Source organism: Nostoc sp. S13, assembly GCF_029379315.1.
In the GTDB taxonomy this organism is placed as follows: Bacteria; Cyanobacteriota; Cyanobacteriia; order Cyanobacteriales; family Nostocaceae; genus Nostoc.
In genome coordinates, this window is the sequence record NZ_JAQYWQ010000001.1 from 130,651 (window position 1) to 153,225 (window position 22,575).

Annotated in this window: 20 protein-coding genes; 10 read left to right on the plus strand and 10 right to left on the minus strand. The window is 40.9% G+C overall.

Translation table 11 applies throughout. The features are described 5' to 3' along the window. Positions 1-5: 5 nt before the first annotated feature. The 5 genes from neuC to PUQ00_RS00610 form a co-directional block, all read right to left on the minus strand. Positions 6-1,178, minus strand: coding sequence for a UDP-N-acetylglucosamine 2-epimerase (gene neuC / locus PUQ00_RS00590; protein ID WP_300412074.1), 1,173 nt, complete (start codon positions 1,176-1,178; stop codon positions 6-8). After that, positions 1,175-2,224 carry an N-acetylneuraminate synthase gene (gene neuB, locus PUQ00_RS00595; RefSeq protein ID WP_300412076.1) on the minus strand — a complete coding sequence of 350 codons (1,050 nt, stop codon included), beginning with the start codon at positions 2,222-2,224 and terminating at the stop codon, positions 1,175-1,177. Before neuB ends, neuC begins: the two co-directional genes overlap by 4 nt. A gap of 29 nt (positions 2,225-2,253) precedes the next feature. Next, positions 2,254-3,438 carry a LegC family aminotransferase gene (locus tag PUQ00_RS00600; protein ID WP_300412079.1) on the minus strand — a complete coding sequence of 395 codons (1,185 nt, stop codon included), beginning with the start codon at positions 3,436-3,438 and terminating at the stop codon, positions 2,254-2,256. A 13-nt stretch (positions 3,439-3,451) separates the two neighbouring features. Further along, positions 3,452-4,462 (minus strand): NAD-dependent 4,6-dehydratase LegB, encoded by a 1,011-nt coding sequence (locus PUQ00_RS00605; RefSeq protein WP_300412082.1) that lies wholly within the window; start codon positions 4,460-4,462, stop codon positions 3,452-3,454. A gap of 101 nt (positions 4,463-4,563) precedes the next feature. After that, positions 4,564-4,980, minus strand: a complete 417-nt coding sequence (locus PUQ00_RS00610; RefSeq protein ID WP_300412085.1) for a tetratricopeptide repeat protein — start codon at positions 4,978-4,980, stop codon at positions 4,564-4,566. A gap of 1,366 nt (positions 4,981-6,346) precedes the next feature. Here PUQ00_RS00610 and PUQ00_RS00615 point away from each other — a divergent pair. Beyond that, entirely contained in the window at positions 6,347-6,565 is a 219-nt protein-coding gene (locus PUQ00_RS00615) for a DUF4327 family protein (protein ID WP_012407469.1), read from the plus strand. 193 nt (positions 6,566-6,758) lie between these two features. On the opposite strand, the gene PUQ00_RS00620 is transcribed toward PUQ00_RS00615, so the two are convergent. Further along, a complete protein-coding gene (locus PUQ00_RS00620; RefSeq protein WP_300412088.1) occupies positions 6,759-8,051 on the minus strand; it encodes a protein kinase in 1,293 nt (430 codons plus the stop codon). 559 nt (positions 8,052-8,610) lie between these two features. Here PUQ00_RS00620 and PUQ00_RS00625 point away from each other — a divergent pair. Beyond that, positions 8,611-9,198, plus strand: coding sequence for a Uma2 family endonuclease (locus PUQ00_RS00625; RefSeq protein WP_300412091.1), 588 nt, complete (start codon positions 8,611-8,613; stop codon positions 9,196-9,198). 209 nt (positions 9,199-9,407) lie between these two features. Here PUQ00_RS00625 and PUQ00_RS00630 read toward each other — a convergent pair whose 3' ends face one another. Further along, positions 9,408-10,304: an alpha/beta hydrolase gene (locus PUQ00_RS00630; protein WP_300412094.1), complete on the minus strand. Its 897-nt coding sequence runs from the start codon at positions 10,302-10,304 to the stop codon at positions 9,408-9,410. 513 nt (positions 10,305-10,817) lie between these two features. Here PUQ00_RS00630 and PUQ00_RS00635 point away from each other — a divergent pair. The 3 genes from PUQ00_RS00635 (at position 10,818) to PUQ00_RS00645 (ending at position 14,610) form a co-directional block, all read left to right on the plus strand. Beyond that, positions 10,818-11,402, plus strand: a complete 585-nt coding sequence (locus tag PUQ00_RS00635; protein ID WP_300412096.1) for a hypothetical protein — start codon at positions 10,818-10,820, stop codon at positions 11,400-11,402. A gap of 346 nt (positions 11,403-11,748) precedes the next feature. Then, positions 11,749-12,522, plus strand: coding sequence for an armadillo-type fold-containing protein (locus PUQ00_RS00640; RefSeq protein WP_300412099.1), 774 nt, complete (start codon positions 11,749-11,751; stop codon positions 12,520-12,522). Between the two features lie 975 nt (positions 12,523-13,497). After that, positions 13,498-14,610, plus strand: a complete 1,113-nt coding sequence (locus tag PUQ00_RS00645; RefSeq protein WP_300412101.1) for an acyltransferase — start codon at positions 13,498-13,500, stop codon at positions 14,608-14,610. 158 nt (positions 14,611-14,768) lie between these two features. Here PUQ00_RS00645 and ftsE read toward each other — a convergent pair whose 3' ends face one another. Both ftsE and PUQ00_RS00655 read right to left on the minus strand, forming a co-directional pair. After that, positions 14,769-15,509, minus strand: coding sequence for a cell division ATP-binding protein FtsE (gene ftsE, locus PUQ00_RS00650; protein WP_300412104.1), 741 nt, complete (start codon positions 15,507-15,509; stop codon positions 14,769-14,771). Between the two features lie 426 nt (positions 15,510-15,935). After that, positions 15,936-16,691, minus strand: coding sequence for a WecB/TagA/CpsF family glycosyltransferase (locus PUQ00_RS00655; RefSeq protein WP_300412107.1), 756 nt, complete (start codon positions 16,689-16,691; stop codon positions 15,936-15,938). A 283-nt stretch (positions 16,692-16,974) separates the two neighbouring features. On the opposite strand from PUQ00_RS00655, the gene PUQ00_RS00660 reads away from it, so the two are divergent. The 3 genes from PUQ00_RS00660 (at position 16,975) to PUQ00_RS00670 (ending at position 19,964) form a co-directional block, all read left to right on the plus strand. Further along, a complete protein-coding gene (locus tag PUQ00_RS00660) occupies positions 16,975-17,694 on the plus strand; it encodes a response regulator transcription factor (RefSeq protein WP_300412110.1) in 720 nt (239 codons plus the stop codon). Between the two features lie 167 nt (positions 17,695-17,861). Beyond that, complete coding sequence (locus PUQ00_RS00665; RefSeq protein WP_300412113.1) at positions 17,862-19,535, plus strand: SpoIIE family protein phosphatase; 1,674 nt, start codon at positions 17,862-17,864, stop codon at positions 19,533-19,535. A gap of 3 nt (positions 19,536-19,538) precedes the next feature. Beyond that, positions 19,539-19,964: an anti-sigma regulatory factor gene (locus PUQ00_RS00670; RefSeq protein ID WP_300412116.1), complete on the plus strand. Its 426-nt coding sequence runs from the start codon at positions 19,539-19,541 to the stop codon at positions 19,962-19,964. Between the two features lie 201 nt (positions 19,965-20,165). Here the strand turns inward: PUQ00_RS00670 and PUQ00_RS00675 are convergent, their stop codons facing one another. Next, complete coding sequence (locus tag PUQ00_RS00675; protein WP_300412119.1) at positions 20,166-20,606, minus strand: ketosteroid isomerase family protein; 441 nt, start codon at positions 20,604-20,606, stop codon at positions 20,166-20,168. 360 nt (positions 20,607-20,966) lie between these two features. On the opposite strand from PUQ00_RS00675, the gene queG reads away from it, so the two are divergent. Together queG and PUQ00_RS00685 are read left to right on the plus strand one after the other, a co-directional pair. Continuing rightward, a complete protein-coding gene (gene queG, locus PUQ00_RS00680; protein WP_300412122.1) occupies positions 20,967-21,941 on the plus strand; it encodes a tRNA epoxyqueuosine(34) reductase QueG in 975 nt (324 codons plus the stop codon). Then, entirely contained in the window at positions 21,916-22,551 is a 636-nt protein-coding gene (locus tag PUQ00_RS00685) for an HAD-IA family hydrolase (RefSeq protein ID WP_300412125.1), read from the plus strand. Before queG ends, PUQ00_RS00685 begins: the two co-directional genes overlap by 26 nt. Positions 22,552-22,575 lie beyond the last annotated feature (24 nt).

Below are 22,575 nucleotides of genomic sequence, written 5' to 3' on the forward strand. Positions count from 1 at the left end.
TGTTGTTAGGTTTTATCAAGACAGTGATTGGTGGTCTTAAATTTTTTTTGCAATAAATTTAAGTCTAATTCAACGGTTTTGAGAACATCTACAATTTCAAGGGCTGCGTAACCATTCCCATAAGGATTTTGTCGCTGATCTAACGACGCTCGGAAAGAGATAGATAATCCTTTGTGGATGGCTTCAATGATAGACTCAACGTTTAGACCAACATCGATAACATTTTTTGTTTGCAGACGACCTCGCTGGCGATCGCCAATATTAACTACTGGCAGGCAAAAACTGGGCGCTTCCCAAATCCCACTGGAAGAATTGCCTACCATTACGTCAGCTTGTCCTAGTAAACTGTAGTATCTTAACTGACCGAGATTATAAAAAAACTTAGCTTGGGGTTTAGCAGTAACAAATTCCTGAATTTTTTCAATAATCACTCGTCCTTCAGGATCGGCATTGGGAAAAGTAAAGATTAAAGTTCCTTCAACCTGCTCTAAAGCCTTCAAGACAATCTGAATTTCCTCCAAAGGACTCATGCTACTAAGGGTCGTGGGATGATAGGTGATCAGCAAGACAGGAGGCTTTAACTCAAGTCCAAGACTCTGACTTAACTCCTCTCGCACCAGTAATTTCATTTGTTGGATTGAGTCTAAAGCTGGATCTCCTGTTACGAAAACACGCCAAGGTTCTTCGCCCATCTGGAGTAATCTTTCTTTATGTTGCTGCATAGCCACAAAATGTAGATGGCTCATTTGAGTCACTGCGTAACGGATTTGATTGTCTATCGCTCCTTCGGTGATATCCCCACCAGAGATGTGAGCAATAGGAATGCGAAAAGCTAAAGCAGAACTGACAATCGAAAGTAGTTCAAAGCGATCGCCTACAATTAGCAACAGATCCGGCTGATAATGGGCAAAACTTTGTGCCAAGCCAATCACCCCTAAACCTATAGATTTAGCAACGCCTTCGGGTGTATCAGAATTGAGGAGCATTTCGACGCGATCGCCTATCTCAAAACCATCAGCCTCAATGTCTTCCACAGTCAACCCAAATTCAGGCGACAGATGCATTCCTGTAACAATTAGATGTAATTTTAAATCGGGATCTTGTTGAATCTGTTTGAGAATCGGTAGACAACTGCTATAGTCTGATCGCCCTACCGTCACAACACCAATATTTCTCATATGAAATCACTCCAAGAGATCAACTCACCGGCTTGAAGTGATCGCGTTACCTTGCGACCTAGTACTAATTCTTGCAGGGTTGGAGAAATCCCACTGGCTGGGCGCAAGGCAGTTAGCATTTCTGGTTGGAGTACAGTCCCTTCTATGACATCACACCTTACTGCTATGCTACGACGAGCGATCACACGGGTATTAGCTTCAGATTCTGTTGGTTGTTTCAAGCCATTCCCTAAGGCATATTCTACGGTTCTCACCCCCTTGACCAATGCCTGTAACTCTTGGGGGTCTAAAGAGGCTTTGTGGTCAGGTCCGGGCAAGTTTTTATCTAAGGTAAAATGCTTTTCGATGACGCAAGCTCCTAAAGCAACTGCTGCTAGTGCCACTTCAATCCCTAGTGTATGATCCGAATAGCCCACTGGCACTTGCAATGCTGTCGCCATTGAATGCATTGCCTTAAGGTTAGCTTCAGCAGGGTTCGCGGGATAGTTAGAGACACAGTGTAATAAGACCACTTGTTCACATCCAGCTTGGCGAATTAACCGTAGGGCTTCTTCAACTTCGCTCAAGTAAGACATTCCGGTTGAAACAATCAAGGGTTTACCCTTACGTGCCACATACTGTAGAAAATGCCAGTTTGTGATTTCTCCCGAGGGAATTTTAAATAGGGGGACTTTTAACTCCTCCAGAAGGTCTGCACTTTCTTCATCAAAGGGAGTCGAAATAAATAAAATACCTTGCTTGTGAGAGTAAGCTTGTAATTCTCGATGTGCTTCTACTGACAATTCTAAAGTACGAATCATATCCAGTTGAGATTCCTTAGGATTCGTCGTCAGCAGTTGGTATTCTGCTTTAGGAGCTGTAGAACTGACAACTTTTTCCGATTTGAAAGATTGAAATTTTACTGCATCTGCTCCAGCTTCAAAGGCTTTATCGATTAAATGTTTAGCCATGTCTAGGCTACCGTTATGATTTACCCCTGCTTCAGCAATGATAAAACAAGGATATCCCTGTCCTATTGGTATGCCAAATACTTCTATTTTTTTCATTGGCTAATTAAATAAAGACTTAGATTTTTTCAATTTATGCCTAATCTTTTTGATAAAAAAGTACTACTAGGAATATTAATCAATCTGCTTTCTAAACTTTCTGCAACTTTCAAATCCATTCGAGGAGAGTCTTGAAACATAGGTAAATTGTGCATTAAAGTCCAAGCAGGACGAGTCATAATACCATGACTATTAGTTAACTCCAATAACTCGTCTCTTTGTGCGACATAATCTTCATTCAATAACAAAGTATTTAGCCAATAATTGCTATGTGCAAAATCAGGTTCTTTGAAAAACTTGATGCCACGAATTCCTTGAAAAACTTGAGCATATTTTTCTGCTAAAGCCCGTTTTGCGCTTAAAAATTCTGGTAAATTCTCTAGTTGAGCACATCCTAAAGCTGCATTCAGATTAGGCAGACGATAATTATAACTAACCTGATCATGATTAAAGGCCCACCGATGCGGTAATTTGGCAGTTGTAGTCATATGCTTGGCCAAGTTTGCTAAAGAATCATCTTGGGTGAGAATGGCTCCACCTCCTCCGGTGGTAATAATTTTATTACCGTTAAAACTCAGTGCTGAAACTTTACCCCAGTTACCTGTATGGTGTCCGTTGTAAAAACTACCTAAAGACTCAGCTGCATCTTCTACTAAGATTAATTGAAAGTGTTCACAAACCTCACATAAAGGATCTAAGTCTACTGGATGACCAAATGTATGAACTGCGATAATACCTTTGATCCATCGCCCAGTTTCTCGATTCCAGCAACCTTCAGATTTAATTTCTGCAACGCTATCTAGATAATTACCTAATTTTTTAGGATCTACTCCCAATGTTCTTTCTTCACTATCTATAAAATGAGGAATAGCTCCACAATAAGAAACAGCATTAGCCGTTGCCACAAACGTCAGACTTGGAATTAAGACTTCATCTCCTGCTTTAATTCCAATTAGCTGTAAACATATATGAAGTGCAGCAGTACCATTTACCACTGCAACTGCCCGTTTTACGCCAGTGTAGTTAGCTAAACTAGACTCAAAATTATCAACGAATTTCCCTACTGAAGAAACCCATCTGGTATCTAAACATTCTTTGATATAAACCCATTCATTACCGATAAAATAGGGTTCATGCAATCCAATAAACTCTTGATTTTGAGGCAGAACTTTTTGTAATGCTTCTAAGATACTTATTAAATCAAGTTTATTCATTTAAATTATTTTATTATATATTGTAAATATTAGCTTTGTATAACTTAAGATTTTCTTCATTAGTAAACCATCTAATGGTTTCTGTTAGTCCCTGCTTAAATCCTTCCTTACCTCCATAAAGAGGTTTCCATCCTAGCAATTGCTTTGCTTTAGTATTATCCGCCCAGAGACGCTCAACTTCACTTTTTTCAGGACGGAGGCGTTGCTGTTCAGTTTCAACATCAATTTCAACATTCATTATCTCTGCAATTAATTGAACAGTTTCCTGAATCGATATCTCATAGTTACTGCCAATATTAATAACTTCACCAAGATTATCTGATTGAGCCGCAGCGATAAAGCCTTGAACGGTATCTTGGACATAATTAAAATCTCTAGTTGGATTTAATGTACCTAGTTTAATTTTGTGTTTTCTAGTAGCAATTTGACTAATTACAGTTGGAATAATTGCTCGAGCAGATTGTCGAGGACCATAAGTATTAAATGGTCGGATAATTGTGACTGGAGTATTAAAAGAGTAGTAAAATGACATTACAATCTGATCTGCTCCAATTTTACTTGCTGAATAAGGTGATTGTCCTTGAAGGGGATGCTCTTCAGTAATAGGAACAAATTTGGCAGTACCGTACACTTCACTAGTAGAAGTATGAATAACTTTTTGCAATCCTAATTCTTTAGCAGCTTGCACAACATTGAGTGTTCCTTTAATATTAGTGTCAATATAAGTATCAGGAGAATGATAAGAATAAGGAATGGCAATTAAAGCCGCTAAGTGCATTACGATGTCGCACCCTTCTAGGGCTTTCTTTACTCCGTAAGGATCTCGAATATCTCCAGCAAACACTTCTAGACTCTCTTTAATATCTTGAGGAGAGTTGTCTAACCAGCCCCAAGAGTTAAAAGAGTTATAAAAAACAAAAGCTCGGACTTCAAAGCCTTTTCTAACAAGTTCTTCAGTTAAATGAGAACCGATAAAGCCATCAGCACCTGTAACTAAGATTTTGATATTAGATAAATCTTCCACTGAATACCTTTGGGTGTATACCAAGAGAAAACCACTATTTTGATAAAAATGCCGTAGGTGAGATTTTGACAATACTACTTGACTAGGAAGCATCACTTAGTTTAGGGCTGCTTATTTGTGCTATGATCGCTCTTTCCTTCTTGTTTCTTAATCTGCTCTAATACAACTTTGTAATCTTGCCGTTCAGGGTGCAACTTCACCAGCTTCTCCAAAGGTGCGATCGCACCCTTAGCATCCTTCAATTGCAACCGCACCACAGACAGTTTCTCTAAAGCAAGTTGGTTTTCTGGTTCCCGTTGTAAAACCAACTCGTAGCCCCGCGCCTGTTGCTGTAATCCTGACTCAGCAGAAGGAGACGCAATTGCTGGCTTAGGTTGACTAGCCTGTTGTATTACCGGAATGATTGCAAATACCGTAGAACCAAAAAAAGAGAACATCGACACTATCGTGACAATCTTTTGTCGCCGCTGAATCTGCTTTTTGCGAGTAATTAGGTATTCTGCCTCCGAACTAGCCATGCCTCACATACTTGCTGTGGTAAATACTTAGGTATCAGCAAGCCTCCTGTTATGAGGATGCCCATCTGCTCAACAGAAACTAACATCTCGGCTAAAAATTTTTTACACAAAATTCAAATGCTGACTCTGAAGAGGAGGGAACTTTATGGTAAGCCTATGCTGTACCGACAATTTTGCCATGCGATCCGCTCCTGCATCTAAACAGGGCGACCCTCCAGGTCTTATTTTCTAGATAAAACATTAAAATTATATAAAGATTTGCAATTAATTTGCCTAATGCCAGATGTTTGCGATATTCTAAATAACGTTTGAAGAAACAGAAACAGTAGATATTTCTACTCAATTGCAAATTTCCCTGTCAGTCAAAAACTTTCAAACTAGCCCGTGTCCGATGGGTTCTTCAACAAGCACACATATCTTTCGTGATTGAGACAAATAGTAGCCTTTAAAAAAAGACAGTCGGGCAGGATACGTACCTGACTAGAAACTGCTGTAGCAGGAAACAACTTGGAGTACTGCCAAAAAAGTTCTGGAAAGATAATTTCCGCCACAAGCCCACACTGTATTGCTTACAATCGGTGTCGGAGTGTCACTGCAACTTCACAGAGGACTAATTATTTTGCTCTGCGCCCACAATGAATATCTTAGGAGTTGTGATGCGTAAAGCCCCCGTCATTTATACGGGGAATATAAGCGGATGCCTGAACACCACTTGCTTGGCTGTCGGCAGAGCCGCCCAACGCACTGCCTCCCCAACCCAGTCGCTCATTTATTCAGCCGTTAATAGTTAAGATATATATCCTGGGCAGGGCGTTATCCAGTGGGCGACGCAATGTAAGATGGGTTGTACCTGCAATTGCTGCTTGAAAGAATCCCCCGTCATTCATGCGGAGGAGTGCGTCAAAAAAGGTACTGTTGCACTCTAGTGGAGAAAGGGTAAAGGTTATCTACAGCTTAAGCTCACCCCGATAAAGCTGTGCTTTATCTCCCCTCTCCGAACTCAGGGAGGGAGTGAGGTTTTGATATGTACTTCATGCACCTGGGAACCGCTATAAGAGGACAAAGAAGACGGGGAAAGATTAAAGGGAAAAGTGGAAACATAAGCATCCCTTAACCCTTCGCCCTGAATCTTTGCCTGATTTCTGCAAAAAGTATAAGGACTGCTTGATGGAATTGGAGTTTTGTGGTGGTAATTACCGTACAAAACCGAATTTACCAGTAACTTAGTAGAGTTTGTTATGGTATAGTTAGAAAGTTAAGACTAGCTTTACCGAATTACACCACTCTACGACCCGGCAACAATTGCAGAATGGGAAGCAGTTTTGATTAAGTATTTACCAACAAAATCTGAATTCAATCGAGAGTTATGACTCAGCAAGTGATTCACCCAATGGTGAAATTGCAGCGCAATGTGCAATCACTCATAGAATCGAATATTATCAAGCCAAGCGATAGCATCTGGAAAATCGCTTTGCTCTACGGCAATGAATGGCAGCACTGGAAACAGGAACTGCTTGACTTTGGCTTTAGTATGCAAGACCCAGTTAGTGAATTGCTAGCTGTAGAAACTTGGGATGAGGAATAGGAAATAATGCCGTGTGCAACTTTCTCTCAAACCTAACCCCCAACCCCTTCCCTACAAGGAAGGGGAGTAAGAATCAAAGCCTCTTTCCATGCGGAGAGAGAGCAATGGAAGCGGGGTTCCAAGAATAAGTTACACATCGCGTGGAATAGGGGTTTTCAATATTTCCCACTCCCTATTCCCGACTCCGCACTCTCTAAACTTTGCAAGCAGCTAAAGCCGCAGCTAGCTCCTTTGCAGTTTGGTAACGATCGCGTGGCAATGGTTCTGTAACGCGATCAATCACATCCCTTAATTGGGAACTAATGGTGGGAACTTTTGCCACATCAAACCTGAAGTTTCGCCCTCGTTGGTGATAATACTTAAACGGGTTTTCTCCTGTGAGCAGAAAAATCAGCGTTGGCCCAATTGCATACAAATCAGATTGAGTCAAAGGTTGTCCTCGTTCTTGTTCAGGAGCGCAGTAACCTTCTGCACCAATTCGAGTACCGGGCGCTGTGCCAATTTCCTTAACTGCGCCAAAATCCAGCACCACTATGCGATTTTCTGAACTTCGCACCATCAGATTGGCGGGTTTAATATCGCGGTGAATCAGTGGAGAGCTTTGGCTATGAAGATAGTCTAAGACATCGCAGGTTTGGATCATCCAAGCGATCGCTTGGCTTGGTGTCACTGGCCCAGTAGTATAGACACGTTTTTCTAAATCTTGTCCGTGGATTAGTTCCATTGCCAAGTATTTTTTTCCGTCTTCTACAAAGAAGTCATAATACTTGGGAATTCCAGGATGGTTAAGGGATTTGAGAGTATACGCCTCCCGCTCAAATAACTCTTGAGCTTTGGCAATTTTCATCATATCAGCATTCATTTGCTTCAACACCAGCAGTTGTGGTATACCCGCAATCAGACCAGCCGCATCCCATGCGAGATAAGTAGTACCCATACCTCCTTGTCCGAGAATTCGCAATATCTGATAATGGCGAATCCTCTGTTGCACTGAAAGGGGTTGACCGCAGTGGATGCAAAACAGATTATTCGGCGAGTTACCTTCGTGAGTGCAACTGGAGGATGAACTAGCCGAATTTTTTGCTGAGTAAAGCGTCTCGGCAGCGTTTTCTTCCGTCTCTTGTATTTGTGGCGATTGTGGCGATCGCAAACCAGTTTCCAGTACTGTTACCTCCTGAATTTGGAATTGCAGTATTGGGCCTCCCTGTGCCAATTGCAAAAGGGAATTATCTGGTAACGGACTCTGAATTACAAGGATACCGTTGAGAAAAGTCCCATTTGTACCCTGACTAATCAGCTGCCAAGCGTCGCCATTGGTAGAGGAACCGACTTGTCTGAGTTCTAAATGATGTCGGGAAACTAAATTATCAGTTAAAACAACGTGATTATCTGCTGCTCGACCAATCCGAATTATCGAGGAGTTCTCAAAGCACCACTGCTGGAGGGGTGTTTTCTGTTGCGGTTCTAACAGAGTCAGACTAACCACAATACAACCTAAAAGCTAAGAGGAACAGGGAGTGGAGATTAGGTATTAACCCAAGTTGTGCGTTATAGATGAATGGCGATCGCTTCGCGGCATTAATTGCCTCAATTTCCTTTAATGGTAATTAGAGACAGGCTTGTGCGTATATCAAAGATGATAATTCGATGCCAAGAATGTGAGAAAAATTACGATGTTACCACTATTACATAGACTTTCCATCTTAATCAACGATTTATCGAGGAAGGCAGGAGGCAGAGGGCAGTTCTTTCAAGAGGATAAACTACGCCTACTCTAGAAATGCTGCGATGCCTACGGCGGCAAATGACGCTAGGGAGCCAAAACCAGAATTTTTGACCCACTCGTGAATTTGATTAAAGACCAAAGGTTATAACTTTACAATAATTATTTAATTTATGTAATTCCATCACTTATATATTACGCCTGTGTGTGTTACTACTTTACGTTTTGTTGCAAGTTGTGTGGTTTGCCCTCTCCATCATCTCATCAAGCGATCGCTTACCACAAAATACTAAACTAAAAACTAATATGCTCAGAATCGCCTATGGACGCTACAACAACCACTTTCCCTTCTACATTCAAATTGAAAATTGACTTGACTGATGAGCAATTTTTCCAGATGTGTCAGAAAAACCGCGATTATCGATTTGAGCGTACAGCATCAGGGGAATTATTAATTATGCCACCTACAGGTAGTGATACTGGCAACCGTAACTTTGATATCGTTGTTGAATTAGGAATCTGGAATAAACAGCCTAAATTAGGCAAAGGTTTTGACTCTTCAACTGGTTTCACCCTACCCAATGGTGCAGAACGTTCTCCTGATGCTTCTTGGGTGAAAATTGAGCGATGGAATGCTTTAACCCCAGAACAACAAGAAAAATTTGCCCCGATTTGTCCTGATTTTGTAGTAGAGTTGCGTTCTCGTTCTGATTCCTTGAAAGAATTGCAAGAGAAAATGCCGGAATATATCGAAAATGGCGCTCAATTAGGCTGGTTAATTGACCGGAAAAACAAGCAAGTAGAAATTTATCGTCCAGGTAAAAATGTAGAGATATTAGACAATCCTGCTACTTTATCAGGAGAAAATGTACTACCTGGATTTGTACTAGATTTACGGCAGATTATGTAGCTTTATCGATTCTGATACATATGGCGCATTTCAAACGACTTTATCAAAACAGAATTCAGGAGTCAGAATTCAGCATTAACTCTGACTCCTGAATTCTTCAATAAGCCTCGAAAATTCAAAGTCTAGCGACACAATTATGGTTGAAATTAGAACATTAAAGAAGGTAAAAGGTAGAAAATTAGATGAGGCTTTGACAACTGAGCAAACCACTAATTAAGCAAAGGCAAAAATTTACGAATTAACCCAATTGTTACTGCTGGCAATTCCAACTGCGGTGTTAACCCCACATCTTCCAACTGTTGAAAAAATCGGATCGCTTGGGGATTAATTTCCGCAAGGCGGCGACCAATGGATGGGCCTGTAAATTCTGACCTTTGTCCCCAAATAATGGCGGTGGGAGTTGTTAGTTGTTGAATATAAAGAGATAAATCAAAACACAAATCACCGCGTACAAAAGACAGCGCTGCATACTCAGCATTAGGCTGTTGGGCGGATTGTAGATAAGCATCTACAATTTCTTGGTACACTCGATTAGACTGGGCAAATTGCCGTTGCTCTAAGAAGCTGCGAATACCCCCACTCGTAGCAATTCCAGTGCTGTAAAGTAAACGGTCAACAAGGGGAACGCTGACTAACTGGGCAAAAAAACTACGGGAATAGTCTTCGCCAAAATCGGAAAGTCCGGCGGGGGTAGTAAGAATTAAAGACTTGAATAAATCAGGATGATCTGCTGCTACTCGAATTGTAAATGCTGCGGTTAAAGAAGAAGCGATCGCTGTTACTGGCGCAGTACAAGTCTGCTCTAAAAATTCCCGAATCGTGGTCAAATAATCCTCAATCTTATAACTTTGCGCTGGATGCTCAGACCTACCCCAACCGATCAAATCTGGCGCAATCACCCTATATTCGGCGGCAAAAGCCGGATAAACTTTTGACCACTCATAAGCAGAAGATCCACCACCGAAGCCGTGCAAGAACACCAAAGTTTCCCGATCATTTTTGGCAGTTACACTGTCCAGCCAAGGTGCCCCAGCAGCAGTATAGTATGCCATTCTACCTAGTGAGGTATTTATGGAGCGTTGTTCAAATCCTAGTGGTTGAAACATAAGTATTTTTTGTTAACTGTGGTGATTAGTTGGCACAAGTGAAACAATAGACCTGGGACGCGGGGACGCAAAGAGAGTATTTGATAATTTCTCCGCATCGCTGTGTTTTTTATCACTCTAGATGCTTGCGTGTTTAGTTCCAACTTCCCACTCATTGTTATTATCGGCGAACCAATCACTTTAGGACTTCTCGCTACCGCTAGATTAAGTAGATATAAAATTACTAGATTACTTGTAAAGATTTTGTAATTGTTTTTTATTATGAAAAAATAACTTAACGCTGTAATTACTGTTTTATAAGGGTTTTTCGTGATAGCGACTATCACAAAAGCGTGAATGAAACATAAGTTTTTATGGTAGTCTATCAAAAAACTCATAAATAATTTTGAGCGTCATGAAGAGTCAAAACGCTCATTTTAATAAACTATTAATTCTACTTCTATATGTAGAAACAATAGCTTTTGATGTATAACTAATCTGATTGTTCTCTAGGTAATGGTAAGGCGGGATGTCATGGTAAAGCAGGCTACTCTTCAATCAAATAAACTACTAACGATTGAAGACGCTAAATTTGCGCTTGACAACTTTGATATACAAAACGAAATTACAGCTTCAGCTTGGTGGGGTCAGGTCGAACCAGGTATTGACGCTGCCAGAGTGACTGTACCTACTTGTATTTGTTTAGACTTAGAAGACTTGAAGTGTTTTGAAACAGTAGAGCGCCAGTATGAACGCTGGGGAGTAATTTTTCACAATTCTCTAGCAATACAGCCATCAAATCCAGCATTTCCAACCTATTCAGGGCTAACAGTCTTAATGGGAGCGCCTAAAAGCGGACTTTTAGAAGCTACTTTCTTACGTCCGGTTAACTCGGTTAGCGCCTTTGTCACTAGTTCGCAACGGCTAGTGCTTTCTGCCTACGATCGCGATCGGCAACTGCTCGGTCAAACTGCACTACCAAGCGCTAATCTTGGCAATTCAGACTCTGCAATTTCCCCCAATACCTTATTATCTATAAATGTGAATAACATCTACAGCGTTACCTTCTGTGCTTTTGATGGTCAATTCACGCTTGATCACTTTCGTTTTTGTCTTTAAATAGGACTTACGCACAAGATGCCCTTGCTATGAGCCATTTAAAATGGTATCTTGATTTCCGCCGTGCTGTACTAGTCTAGTATCCGTCGATGAAAATCGGGCATCTTTTGGTTTGGGTCTTCACCCTTTCTTCATCCCTAGAACAGCAATTCAGTAATCTTGGAAAAATCTCTCCCCCAACCCCTCGACCTTGGCATCAGCCTGCTGTTAGGCAAGCCCAAAGGGGAGTTTGACTCCCCCTTCCCTGCTAGAGAAGGGGGCTGGGGGGTTAGGTTTTTGATTACTGAATCAAAGCTCTAGTAAAACTTATACAATAGGTAATTTTGTAATCAAGTAGGTAAACACTGTGGCACAGGCTTCGTCTTATTGGCAGCAATTGATCAACCAGATCCCCAAATGGAACTGGCCGCTGACAAAATTCAAGACAAAGGGAGCTACAAAGCAGCAAACATTTAAGCGCGTCTCTGGGCCTGGTGGCTTTCTGGGCTTACTGACAATCGTCGTTGCCATGTTGTTGTGGAACTGGATACTGCTATTGGCTCTCTTAATCGGCGTTGGGATAATGGTATTGGTTTACTCAATGCAGGAGTGGGACTGGCAATTGCACTGGTCTAAGATACGTAAGTTCTTAAACAGTTCAAATCGTCGGTTAGCCTTAGCAGTCGTTAGTGGTGGTCTTGCTACTGTCAGCACTTACATGGCAGTTGCAATTTGGGTTGACTCTTACAGTCCCTGGATTGGCGCTGGTGCTATTGTGCAAGGTGTGGGAACCCTGTTAACTTTAATTTTATTGATATGGCAAATTGTCAACTTCTATGAAAATCGAGAAGAAGACCACCTTGATCAGTTGTTGGTCAATTTAACAGAAAAAGATCCATTGAAGCGGTTGATTGCCCTACGTCAACTAACTAAATTCATCAGCCATAAGCGGGTTGATTCTTCAGTGCAGCAAGATGTTGTCGAATGCTTGCAACTCCTACTCAGTCAAGAGGAGGAAGTTGTAATCCGAGAGGCAGCTTTTAAGAGTTTACAAGCTTGCGATCGCTTACAACTGCTACCACTCAAAACAGCAGCCACTTTCGTATCCGTATCTACAAAAGTCAAGCATCACGTTTATTAGTTATAGCCATTCTCATTTGAATGAGTAGGAGTGCACATCTGTGCATTGGTGTCAACTTAACGTAAAAAGGGCGGTTATAAACCGCACGCCAGTTGCTTCTCCCTACTGCCCTTCTCAAGACAGGAGATGCTACGCGTAGCTTGCTTGTCAGGGAGTACGGGCATCCTACGGCAGGCGCTAGCTTCTCACGGATGGGATTTGGTGAGACGCTGCGCGTAGCTTGCTTCCCCAGATGGGTACAGTACCAAAGAAAGTTTCGGGTCAAGTCGCTTCTTTACGAGACGCCAAAGGCGAACGCTCCAATTAAAAATTAAAAATTATTAATTAAAAATTGCAAGACGCTCGAGGACTCGCTAACGCTTCGCTATCAGTGGTTGCTCTGAACCCCAAATTAATTAATTAAAAATTATTATTCTTCTTAATTTTTAACTTTTAATTTTTAATAAAAAAAAGGTCAAGTCATACTACTATGCTACTTAAGTTTTGCAAGTAACTTAGGTAATATATAGCACATCTCCATGAAGGTAAAGTACAGAGCGACTCGTCTCAAAGCCAGGTATAAACGGTGTTTTACTTCTGTTAGCGTAGCGGGACGTAGCTCATTCACCAATTCTGATGCCTCGGTGGAGTAATCCCAAGCTCCGCTCCTGAATTCTACTGTATGTGTAAAGAAATATGGTTATTCAATATATAGTATGCCAGACTATAGCAATCGGATTTGATTCCTGAATTTACTTGCGCGGTAGGGAACAGGGAACAGCACAGAAGTGATTCCTATATTTAGTTAAACATCAAAATCCAAATTTTACTTAAAAATCAAGGATAGAACGCCCCAGTTGCTGCTGCAAAATTGTCTTTCCAATGTTAAATAATTTTCTTATTTTTTCTTATCTGGCAAAATTTCCATACTTTTGGTGAAGCAACTTTGCATAATTATTGAAAAGCCATCAACATTAAATTACTTTTGTGTAGCCAATGATAAATAAGATAGAAAAAACTCTAGACAAACAGCGAGATATTAGATTTGATATCTTAAAAACTATCGCGCTGGTTTGTATTATTTTTGCCCATGTAGGCCCTGAAAATAATATTTTATTTGACATCAGACGTTTTGATGTACCTCTGATGGTTATTGCATCAGGAACATTATATTACTATTCAGCTAAGAATAAAAAGATATCATTTTGGAATTATTTGCAAAAAAGATTGCCTCGTCTGATTGCCCCGGTATGGTTATTTTTCACTTTTTTCTTCATTTCGGCTGATCTGATATTTCTTTTGCTGGCTAAACCTTATCCATTTTCGTCTTCAGAAATAATTGAAACTTTTCTCTTCTTAAAAGGGATTGGATATGTTTGGATTATTCGTGTATTTACTCTCGTTGCTATTTTTGCAAATCCTTTATTGAAGTTATACAACTTATCTAAGTCGGAAAATAAATTTTTAGCTTTGCTATTTTTAATATATCTGGGATACGAAATATTATTTATTAAAATTGGTCATTTTCACTTACATAGTCAAATTATTATACAATTGATCGATGATTACTTATTTTATCTTATTCCCTATGGTTGTTTATTTGGCTTGGGCATAGCGTTACCCCAACTTAGATTAAAAAAAATATTATTTATTTCTGGAATTTTTTTGACTATATTCTTATTATTAGCTGGTTTCTATTACCGTAGTCGAGGACATTTTATATCTACCCAAGATTTTAAGTATCCACCCAGAATGTACTTTGTTTCCTATGGGATTTTTATGTCTTTGTTTGCTTTCTGTGCAGTAGATAGAATTTGTTATAAGTATAATTTATCTAACAATAATCATGTGTTGATTAGGGGAATTATTTTTATTAGTTCATCCTCTTTATGGATATATTTGTGGCATATATTCTTTGTTTATTATTGGCAAACTATGGTGGTATATTTACCAAAATTTGCTAGTCACTTTCTGATTGCTTTTTCAGTGGTAACTGTAGGAGCGATCGCAGTCACTTATCTACAGAAAAAAATCGTTTCTGGAATAATTAGGAAAACCAGATATGGTCAGAATTACTCAAATGTGCTTTCTATGTTGTTGTTGAAATAAATTATACTCACGCAAACAAGACAAAATAGGTTAGGAACTACTATGATCGGGTAAGTCAGGAGTAGCCGACGGCTGTCTCTGACTTCCTGCTGTGCGCTCCTACTATCACTATATTTGTCATTTGCAAATGGCAAATGACAAATGACCAATGCTTATTTTTAAGACAGCTGTCCATTGCGAACTTGTACTACCCGATGATTGCATCGCCGTACTAATTGTTCATCGTGAGTGGTAACAATTACCGTAGCTCCAAAAGAATTTAACTTCTGGAGAATCTGGATGACTTGCCAGGAATTATCTGGATCGAGATTTCCAGTCGGCTCATCCGCCAACAGCAGGGGTGGTGTACCAACGATCGCTCGTGCAATACTCACCCGTTGTTGCTCTCCCCCAGACAGTTGATCTGGAAAGCAGTCAGCTTTATTCAGCAAACCCACTAGTTTCAAGGTTGGTTGTAGGCGTCGTTGAATTTCTTTACGGGTATACCCTTGAGCTTGTAGCACAAAAGTCACATTTTCCGCTACTGTTCGTTGGGTAATCAATTTGTAGTCTTGAAACACAATGCCAATCCGTCGCCGCAATAATGACAAGCGATCGCCCCGTAAACCCGCTACATTATATCCATCAACAATTACTTCTCCCTGTGTAGGCAACTCCTGTCCATATAACAGTTTCAAGAGCGTTGATTTACCAGAACCACTTGGCCCCGTGATAAACAGAAATTCTCCCTTTTTTATCTCAAGGTTCGCATTCAACAAGGGGTGACAGCCATTCGTATAGGTCTTGGTTACAGATTGCAATTGTACTTTTGCAGTAGTATTGCTATCGCGCTGTTGAGTTTCACCATCCTTTCTATAAACTGATTTGTCTGTCTTAACTTGAGTTGTTAATACTGGCATTGTTAAATTTTCCTCATACCCACAACCAAATAGTTTGCCGACTTAGATGTGACATTCCTCTCAAAAATAAGGATTCCCAAGTTTCGCCTGGGAATTTAAAATACAACAAAGAAAATTTCAAATTTTTGGAAGACTTTAATCCTTTTAAAATCTCGTTTCCAGCTAGAGGCTGGAAATGCACCTCATTGCGATGGCGTAAGTCAAGAGGCGGCACCCCCCATTAGGCATTCCCAGTCGGAGACTGGGAACGAGACAACCTCTAAATGCTGCTTCTAGACTAACTTTCACGTTATGAGTTTACACCCATGAGCAATATTGCCTACGAGAAATCTATATCTCTGAAAGTTTGTGTCAAATAGTATAAGTAATAACACTCTTAACTCCTGTACAGAGGCGATTAATCGCGTCTCTCCCCACTCCCCACTCTTAACTAATAGCACCCCTTGCTGTCAAACGATAAACAAACGCTTTTGCAGCAAACGCTGGCAAAGCCAACATCCGCCGCCAACGCCAAGGTTCTTGATAAAGCCGATACAACCATTCCAAATTATTATTTCCTAACCAGGCGGGAGCACGAGTTTTAGTTCCCGACCAAATATCAAAACTGCCACCAACGCCAATCCAAATTGCTTGAGGACACAAATGGCGGTTTTCGGCAATCCATAACTCTTGACGTGGCACTCCCAAACCTACAAAAATCACTTCTGGCTGCAATTGAGCCAGAGTTTGTCGCAATTGTGCTTCTTCTTCTCGGGAATGGTAGCCTGAGTGAGTGCCTACTATATTCAAATCTGGAATTTGCTGCTGCCAAAAATCTGCCGCAATTGAGGCCACTCCAGGCGCTGCTCCATAGAAAAAGACCTTTGCCCTTGTCTTCTGTTGCCCAAGTTCTTGCAAAAGTTTTTCTGCTAATTCAATCCCCGGAAAACGCTGTACTTTTTGCCATAACAGCCACCGCAAATACAGAACAACCCCGGCTCCATCTGGAATCACTAGTTCAGCATTTTTAATCACCTGAGCTAAGAATTGATTTCGGTCTGCCTGCATAGTCATTTCTGCATTGAGGGTTACTACATGAGTTCCTTTGCCTGCGTGCAGGCATTCTAACAACCAGCCTGGATAGTTAGCCATCACATGAACTGGTATTCCCAACACTGAAAATGCTTGATTGCCGTTAGACATAGCCTATTCTTGATTAACCATCACACCAGATTTCCTTGAATGTTAATTTTATCAAACGCCAGTGAATGCTTACGGGTGTATCTTCTGACGGAGACGGTAAAAACCTTGTTATTCGGTCGATTTTAGCACAAATTAAGCTAAATAAGGATGAGCACTCATTGAGTAATTGTTAGCTTATTGAGTGCTGTTGATTAACCCCCGCTATACTACTTGGGATTAGTGTGGGAGTATGTCACGAAACTCGACTTTATAGTTAAGGTAGTGTAACGGGCTGAAGTTGGCTATGAGTAAAATTCGTATCGCTCTGATTGAAGATCATGACCTAACTCGTGTGGGTATTCGGACAGCACTACTGCAAAAGGATGAAATTGAAGTTGTAGGTGAAGCTGCTAATGCTGCTGAGGGACTAAAAATGTTAAAAATGCTACAACCAGATATTGCGATTGTAGATATTGGTTTACCAGATAAGGATGGCATTGAACTGACACGGGAGGTAAAATCTACTATTAATGGACAGCAGCTACTCACAAAGGTGTTAATTTTGACGCTGCGGGATAACAAAGAAGCGGTGTTGGCAGCTTTTGCTGCTGGCGCAGACTCTTACTGCATGAAGGATATCAAATTCGATAATTTGCTGGAAGCAGTGCGAGTAACTTACAATGGCAACGCCTGGATCGATCCGGCGATCGCTCGGATTGTATTACAACAAGCGCAACAAAATCCCCCAAAGTTGGAATCGGCTTTTGTCGATACCAAGACTATTGCCCCTAACCCTGATTCTTTTGAGAATCTGGAAGGAATTCAACCTTACACCCTGACAGAAAGGGAATTAGAAGTGTTACAGTTGATTGTCGAAGGTTGTAGTAATGCACTAATTGCCGAAAGACTTTACATCACTGTTGGCACTGTTAAAACTCACGTTCGCAATATTTTGAATAAGCTATGTGCCGATGACCGTACCCAAGCAGCAGTCCGCGCCTTGCGTTCTGGGTTGGTTGGATAAAGTTAATTTTGGTGTGGAGCAATTATTAAGGATGAACAAGAGAAACTCACAACTTTGAGAAAGTTATATTTTCAAAGTGAATAGCTTCTCTGATTTTCTGTTATTTATCAGGTGAGATAAACATCATACTATCTCGCCATTCAAATATGTGAAAACTGAAGTCAAATATGTCTGAGATCGGGTTGGACAAACTTAAGCTCATGGTGGTAGATGATGAGCCAGATAACTTAGATCTACTCTACCGCACTTTTAGGCGAGATTTTCAAGTATATAAAGCCAATCATGCCTTTGCTGCTCTGGAAATCTTGGAGAAATTTGGCGAAATGGCGGTGATTATTTCTGACCAAAGAATGCCAGAAATGAATGGCACTGAATTTTTGAGTCGTACTGTAGAGCGCTTTCCAGACACGATTCGGATTTTGTTAACTGGTTTTACTGATGTCGAAGATTTGGTGGATGCGATTAACTCCGGTCAGGTATTCAAGTACATTACCAAACCCTGGAATCCGGATCGGCTGAGAGCGTTAGTTGAGCAAGCCACTGATACATATCGCCTAGTTAAGAAGCGCACCCAAGAATTGCGTCGGGCTTTAAGGCGAGAATCTTTGTTTAATGCGGTAACAACAGCAATTCGGGAATCTTTAGACTACGACAGTATGCTGCAAAAGATTGTAGCAACTATTGGACAAACATTTGAAGCTACCAGTTGCTTGCTCAGACCAGTAGAGGGCGATCGCCTCACACAAGACCGGTTTTTTTACCACGATCCGGAATCCGATGTATCAGATTGCTTCTTCGACCCCACTCTTTTAATTGAAAAGGTGCTGGAAACCCGTCATTATCAACTTGCTGAAGATGTCTATAAGGGCAAGCCTTCCCACCTTTTGGTTGTGCCACTGAGCTACCAGCAGCATATGTTGGCTGTGCTGGCCCTCTACCAATGGGGACGCGATCGCCCTTGGGAAGACGAAGACATCCAACTGATTGCAGGTGTTGCCGAACAAGCAGCCTTAGCCCTCTCTCAAGCAAAATTCTACCAGCGCCTCCAAGAAAAGCAAGAGCAGATTCACAATGAGTTGGAAGTGGCTCGCCAAATTCAATACAACTTGCTACGCCAAACTTTACCTGACATCAAAGGTGTCAAGGTGCAAGCCTGCTGCTATCCCGCGCGGGAAGTCGGAGGCGATTTTTTTGAAGTTTTTGTTCATCCCAAAGGCGACTTGTGGTTAGCAGTGGGTGACGTTTCTGGCAAGGGTGTCCCAGCTGCTTTATTTATGGCTAGTATTATTTCAGTTTTGCGCCGGGAATTATCTCAAGAAACACCAGCCGAGCCAAATGTGGTCATGCAGAACCTCAACCACGCTCTCAGTGAAGACTTGATTAGCAACAATTATTTTATCACCCTTGTGTTAGTCTGTTATACCCCTACCACTAAGGAACTCGTCTACACTAATGCCGGTCATATCTATCCACTATTATGGTCACACCAAGGTGCTTTAGCCGATAATCCCAATTACCTCAAAGTCCGCAGCGTTCCTTTGGGGATCTTGCCTAAGTGGCAGGCACAGTCTGGTCGTTTGGTTCTCGCTGCTGGAGACACATTGTTACTTGCCAGCGATGGAATTACAGAAGCAATGATATCAAATAATTCTGATTCAGCAGTAAAAACCGAGTCTGACGTTGAGTCAGTGAAGCGTTCTATGCTCAATCAAGATGGTCTTTGGCAACTCTTGCAACAAGAGCAACAACCGCTTTCTCTTAAGCATTTACTAGCTCGCATCCAGGCAGATAACCACGTTCAAGAAGATGATCAAACTATACTTTCACTGGAGATTTTGTAAGTCATGAAAAGCGAGCTTCATGTACCAAGTGACTTGAATTTTCTTAATATTGTCGAAAACTGGTTGCTGGGATGTTTGAAAATCCAGCTAGGAGATTCTGTAGATTGGTCACGGCAATCAAGTCGTTTGAGACTGGCTTTGGTAGAAGCCTACTCAAATGCAGTCCGTCATGCTCACAAGGAGAAACCAAATTTACCGATCTTACTGCGTTTGGAACTCAAAGGCCGGGATCTTGCTCTAGAAGTTTGGGACTACGGCGAAGGCTTTGATATGTCTACTTACTACGCTCCAGACCCTATAGAAAAACAAGAAGGTGGTTATGGTTGGCTGATTATGAATCGTCTTATGGATAAGGTAGAGTATCAGTTGCAGGTTAATGGTGCCAACTGTCTCAAGTTAGAAGCTACTTTACCCGAATTAGTCCAATAGACAAAAGTTCCTATTTTTCAAGTCATGTGATTTATCCGAATTTTAGATAACTAGATTTTGTTTTGGGTATTATTAGACCTTGCCTAAGCCATTATACTTATTTGCTACTTTTGACGATGTAAATAAATGTGAGTTCGACAAACCTATTACTCAGGGCGTCGGAGAGGAATAGGTCTTTTGATTCGACTAATTAGGCTGACACTATGTACCCGGTTGAACTGACTTTAAAGAAAGTAACTCTTGGGGAGAAGCTAAAAGTTTGATTCTGGTATAGGAAATTTGCCGTTGTTGGTTGAGGATAAATAGCCACAAAACATTTACACTACACCAGGAAGTTTGTGCTTTGCCTGTTACCTGGACTTGGATATCACCATTTTCTAAAGTGTCAGCTATTCCGGTGTTGGGGTAAGCTTTAATGTTTTGGCCTTCTTGTTTTAAGTAGGCTGCGATCGCATCTGTCCCCACAATATCAGATTCAAATGGTGGACGCATCACACCATTTCCCGCAAATAAGGCAGCAGTTGTCTCAAATTCTACTGCATTTAAGGTTTCAAAATAACGCAGTATACTTGGTTCTGTAATTCCCTCAATCTGGAATTCTTCTTTCAACTGCGCTGGCGAGATAAATTCAGCAGAGGTCATAAAATTACCTGTATCATCCTAGCTGAATATTAATTTCAATACAAAAATAGGTAAAAAGAAAGCCACTTTTGAGATAGATTGCTACATTTTGCTAAATCTTCCTCACGATGGAAGTTTTAGAGCAAAACTCAACAGGAGCAGTCTTAACCCTCCTGAAAAAGATGTGAGTTCGACGAACCTCTCCCTACCTTAAACTTTAGTTTAAGCCTGTCCCTCTCCGAGTCGGAGAGGGACGGTTTTGCCTAGTAGTACATTCGGCTATAAATAAAATTTTATGTAAGTAACAAATCTTAATCAAAGCGATTGATTAAGTAATGTATAGTCATATAGCCTTTCTTTAGGCAAAATCCCAATAAAAAAATGAATCAGTATTCCGTAACAAGCAGCAGTCTAGTGAAAGAAAAAGCCAGGGAGTTGGGCTTTCACAAAGTTGGGATTGTTGCTGTAGATAGGGTAGATGCCACAGCAGCAAAGAGGTTACAAGCATGGATTGAACTGGGTTATCACGCCGATATGGAATGGATGGCTAATTCAAAGCGTCAGGATATCAGCTTAGTGATGCCAGAGGCGCGATCGCTAGTGTGTGTGGCGCTAAACTACTACACAGCATATCAACGTCCCGAAGGCGACGAATACGCCAAAATTTCCCGTTATGGTTGGGGAAGGGATTATCACAAGGTGATCCATAAAAAACTCAAGCAGCTATCTACATGGCTAAAATCACTTGATGCAGGCGTACTAGCTCGTTATTATGCAGACACTGGCCCAGTACAAGATAAAGTATTAGCACAACAAGCCGGAATTGGTTGGATTGCCAAAAATGGTAATGTGATTACACGAGAATATGGCTCTTGGGTATTTTTGGGAGAAGTGTTAACCAATTTGGAATTAGAGAGCGATCGCCCGCATACAGAACACTGTGGTAGCTGTACTCGTTGTCTTCAAGCTTGTCCTACAGGTGCAATTACTCAGCCTTTTGTCGTGGATGCTAATCGCTGCATTGCTTATCATACCATTGAAAATCGGGACGAAAAACTGCCTGAGACAATCACACCCCATTTACAAGGCTGGGTTGCTGGTTGCGATATTTGCCAAGATGTTTGTCCTTGGAATCAACGTTTTGCCAGCACAACTGATATTGCAGAGTTTCAGCCTTATCCTGGGAATATTGCTCCCCAGCTGCTAGAATTAGCCCAAATCTCAGATCAGGAATGGGATAAACGATTTCCAGCATCTGCCTTGCGGCGGATTAAGCCAGAAATGTTACGACGCAACGCCCTAGCTAATCTTGACGCATCCAGGCGAAAGAATGACCCCGAAAGTAATTATTTTTGATTTTGATGGCACAATTGCTGATACAGTAGATGCCCTTGTCAGTATTGCTAATCGTCTAGCTGTAGACTTTGGTTTTAGACACATAAGTCCAGAGCAATTAGCCCTCCTCAAAAACTTAACATCTAGGGAAATTATTAAGTACTCAGGAGTTTCTCTATTTAAGATCCCTTTTCTAGTTAAAAAAGTTAAAGGAGAATTAAAAAACAAAATCCCAGAATTAAAACCAATTCCGGGAATTAAAGAAGCATTAATGGAACTCCAGAATCAAGGATATGAACTGGGAATTATCACTTCTAACTCGAAAGAAAATGTTACGCAATTCCTTACAATTAATGATTTAAATCACTTATTTGATTTTATCTACTCAGGAATTACAATTTTTGGCAAAACAACGATCATTAATAATGTATTGAGGCAAAGGCAACTCAAACCTCAAGAAGTTATTTATGTGGGAGATGAAACCAGAGATATAGAAGCATCAAAAAAATCAAATATCCAAGTAATTGCAGTGACTTGGGGCTTTAACTCACCGGAAGTACTAGCCAAGCAAAATCCAGATTATTTAATTGAGCGACCTAGCGAACTATTAGAAGTAATGAATAGTCGTTAATTAATAGTTAATAGTTAAATATTT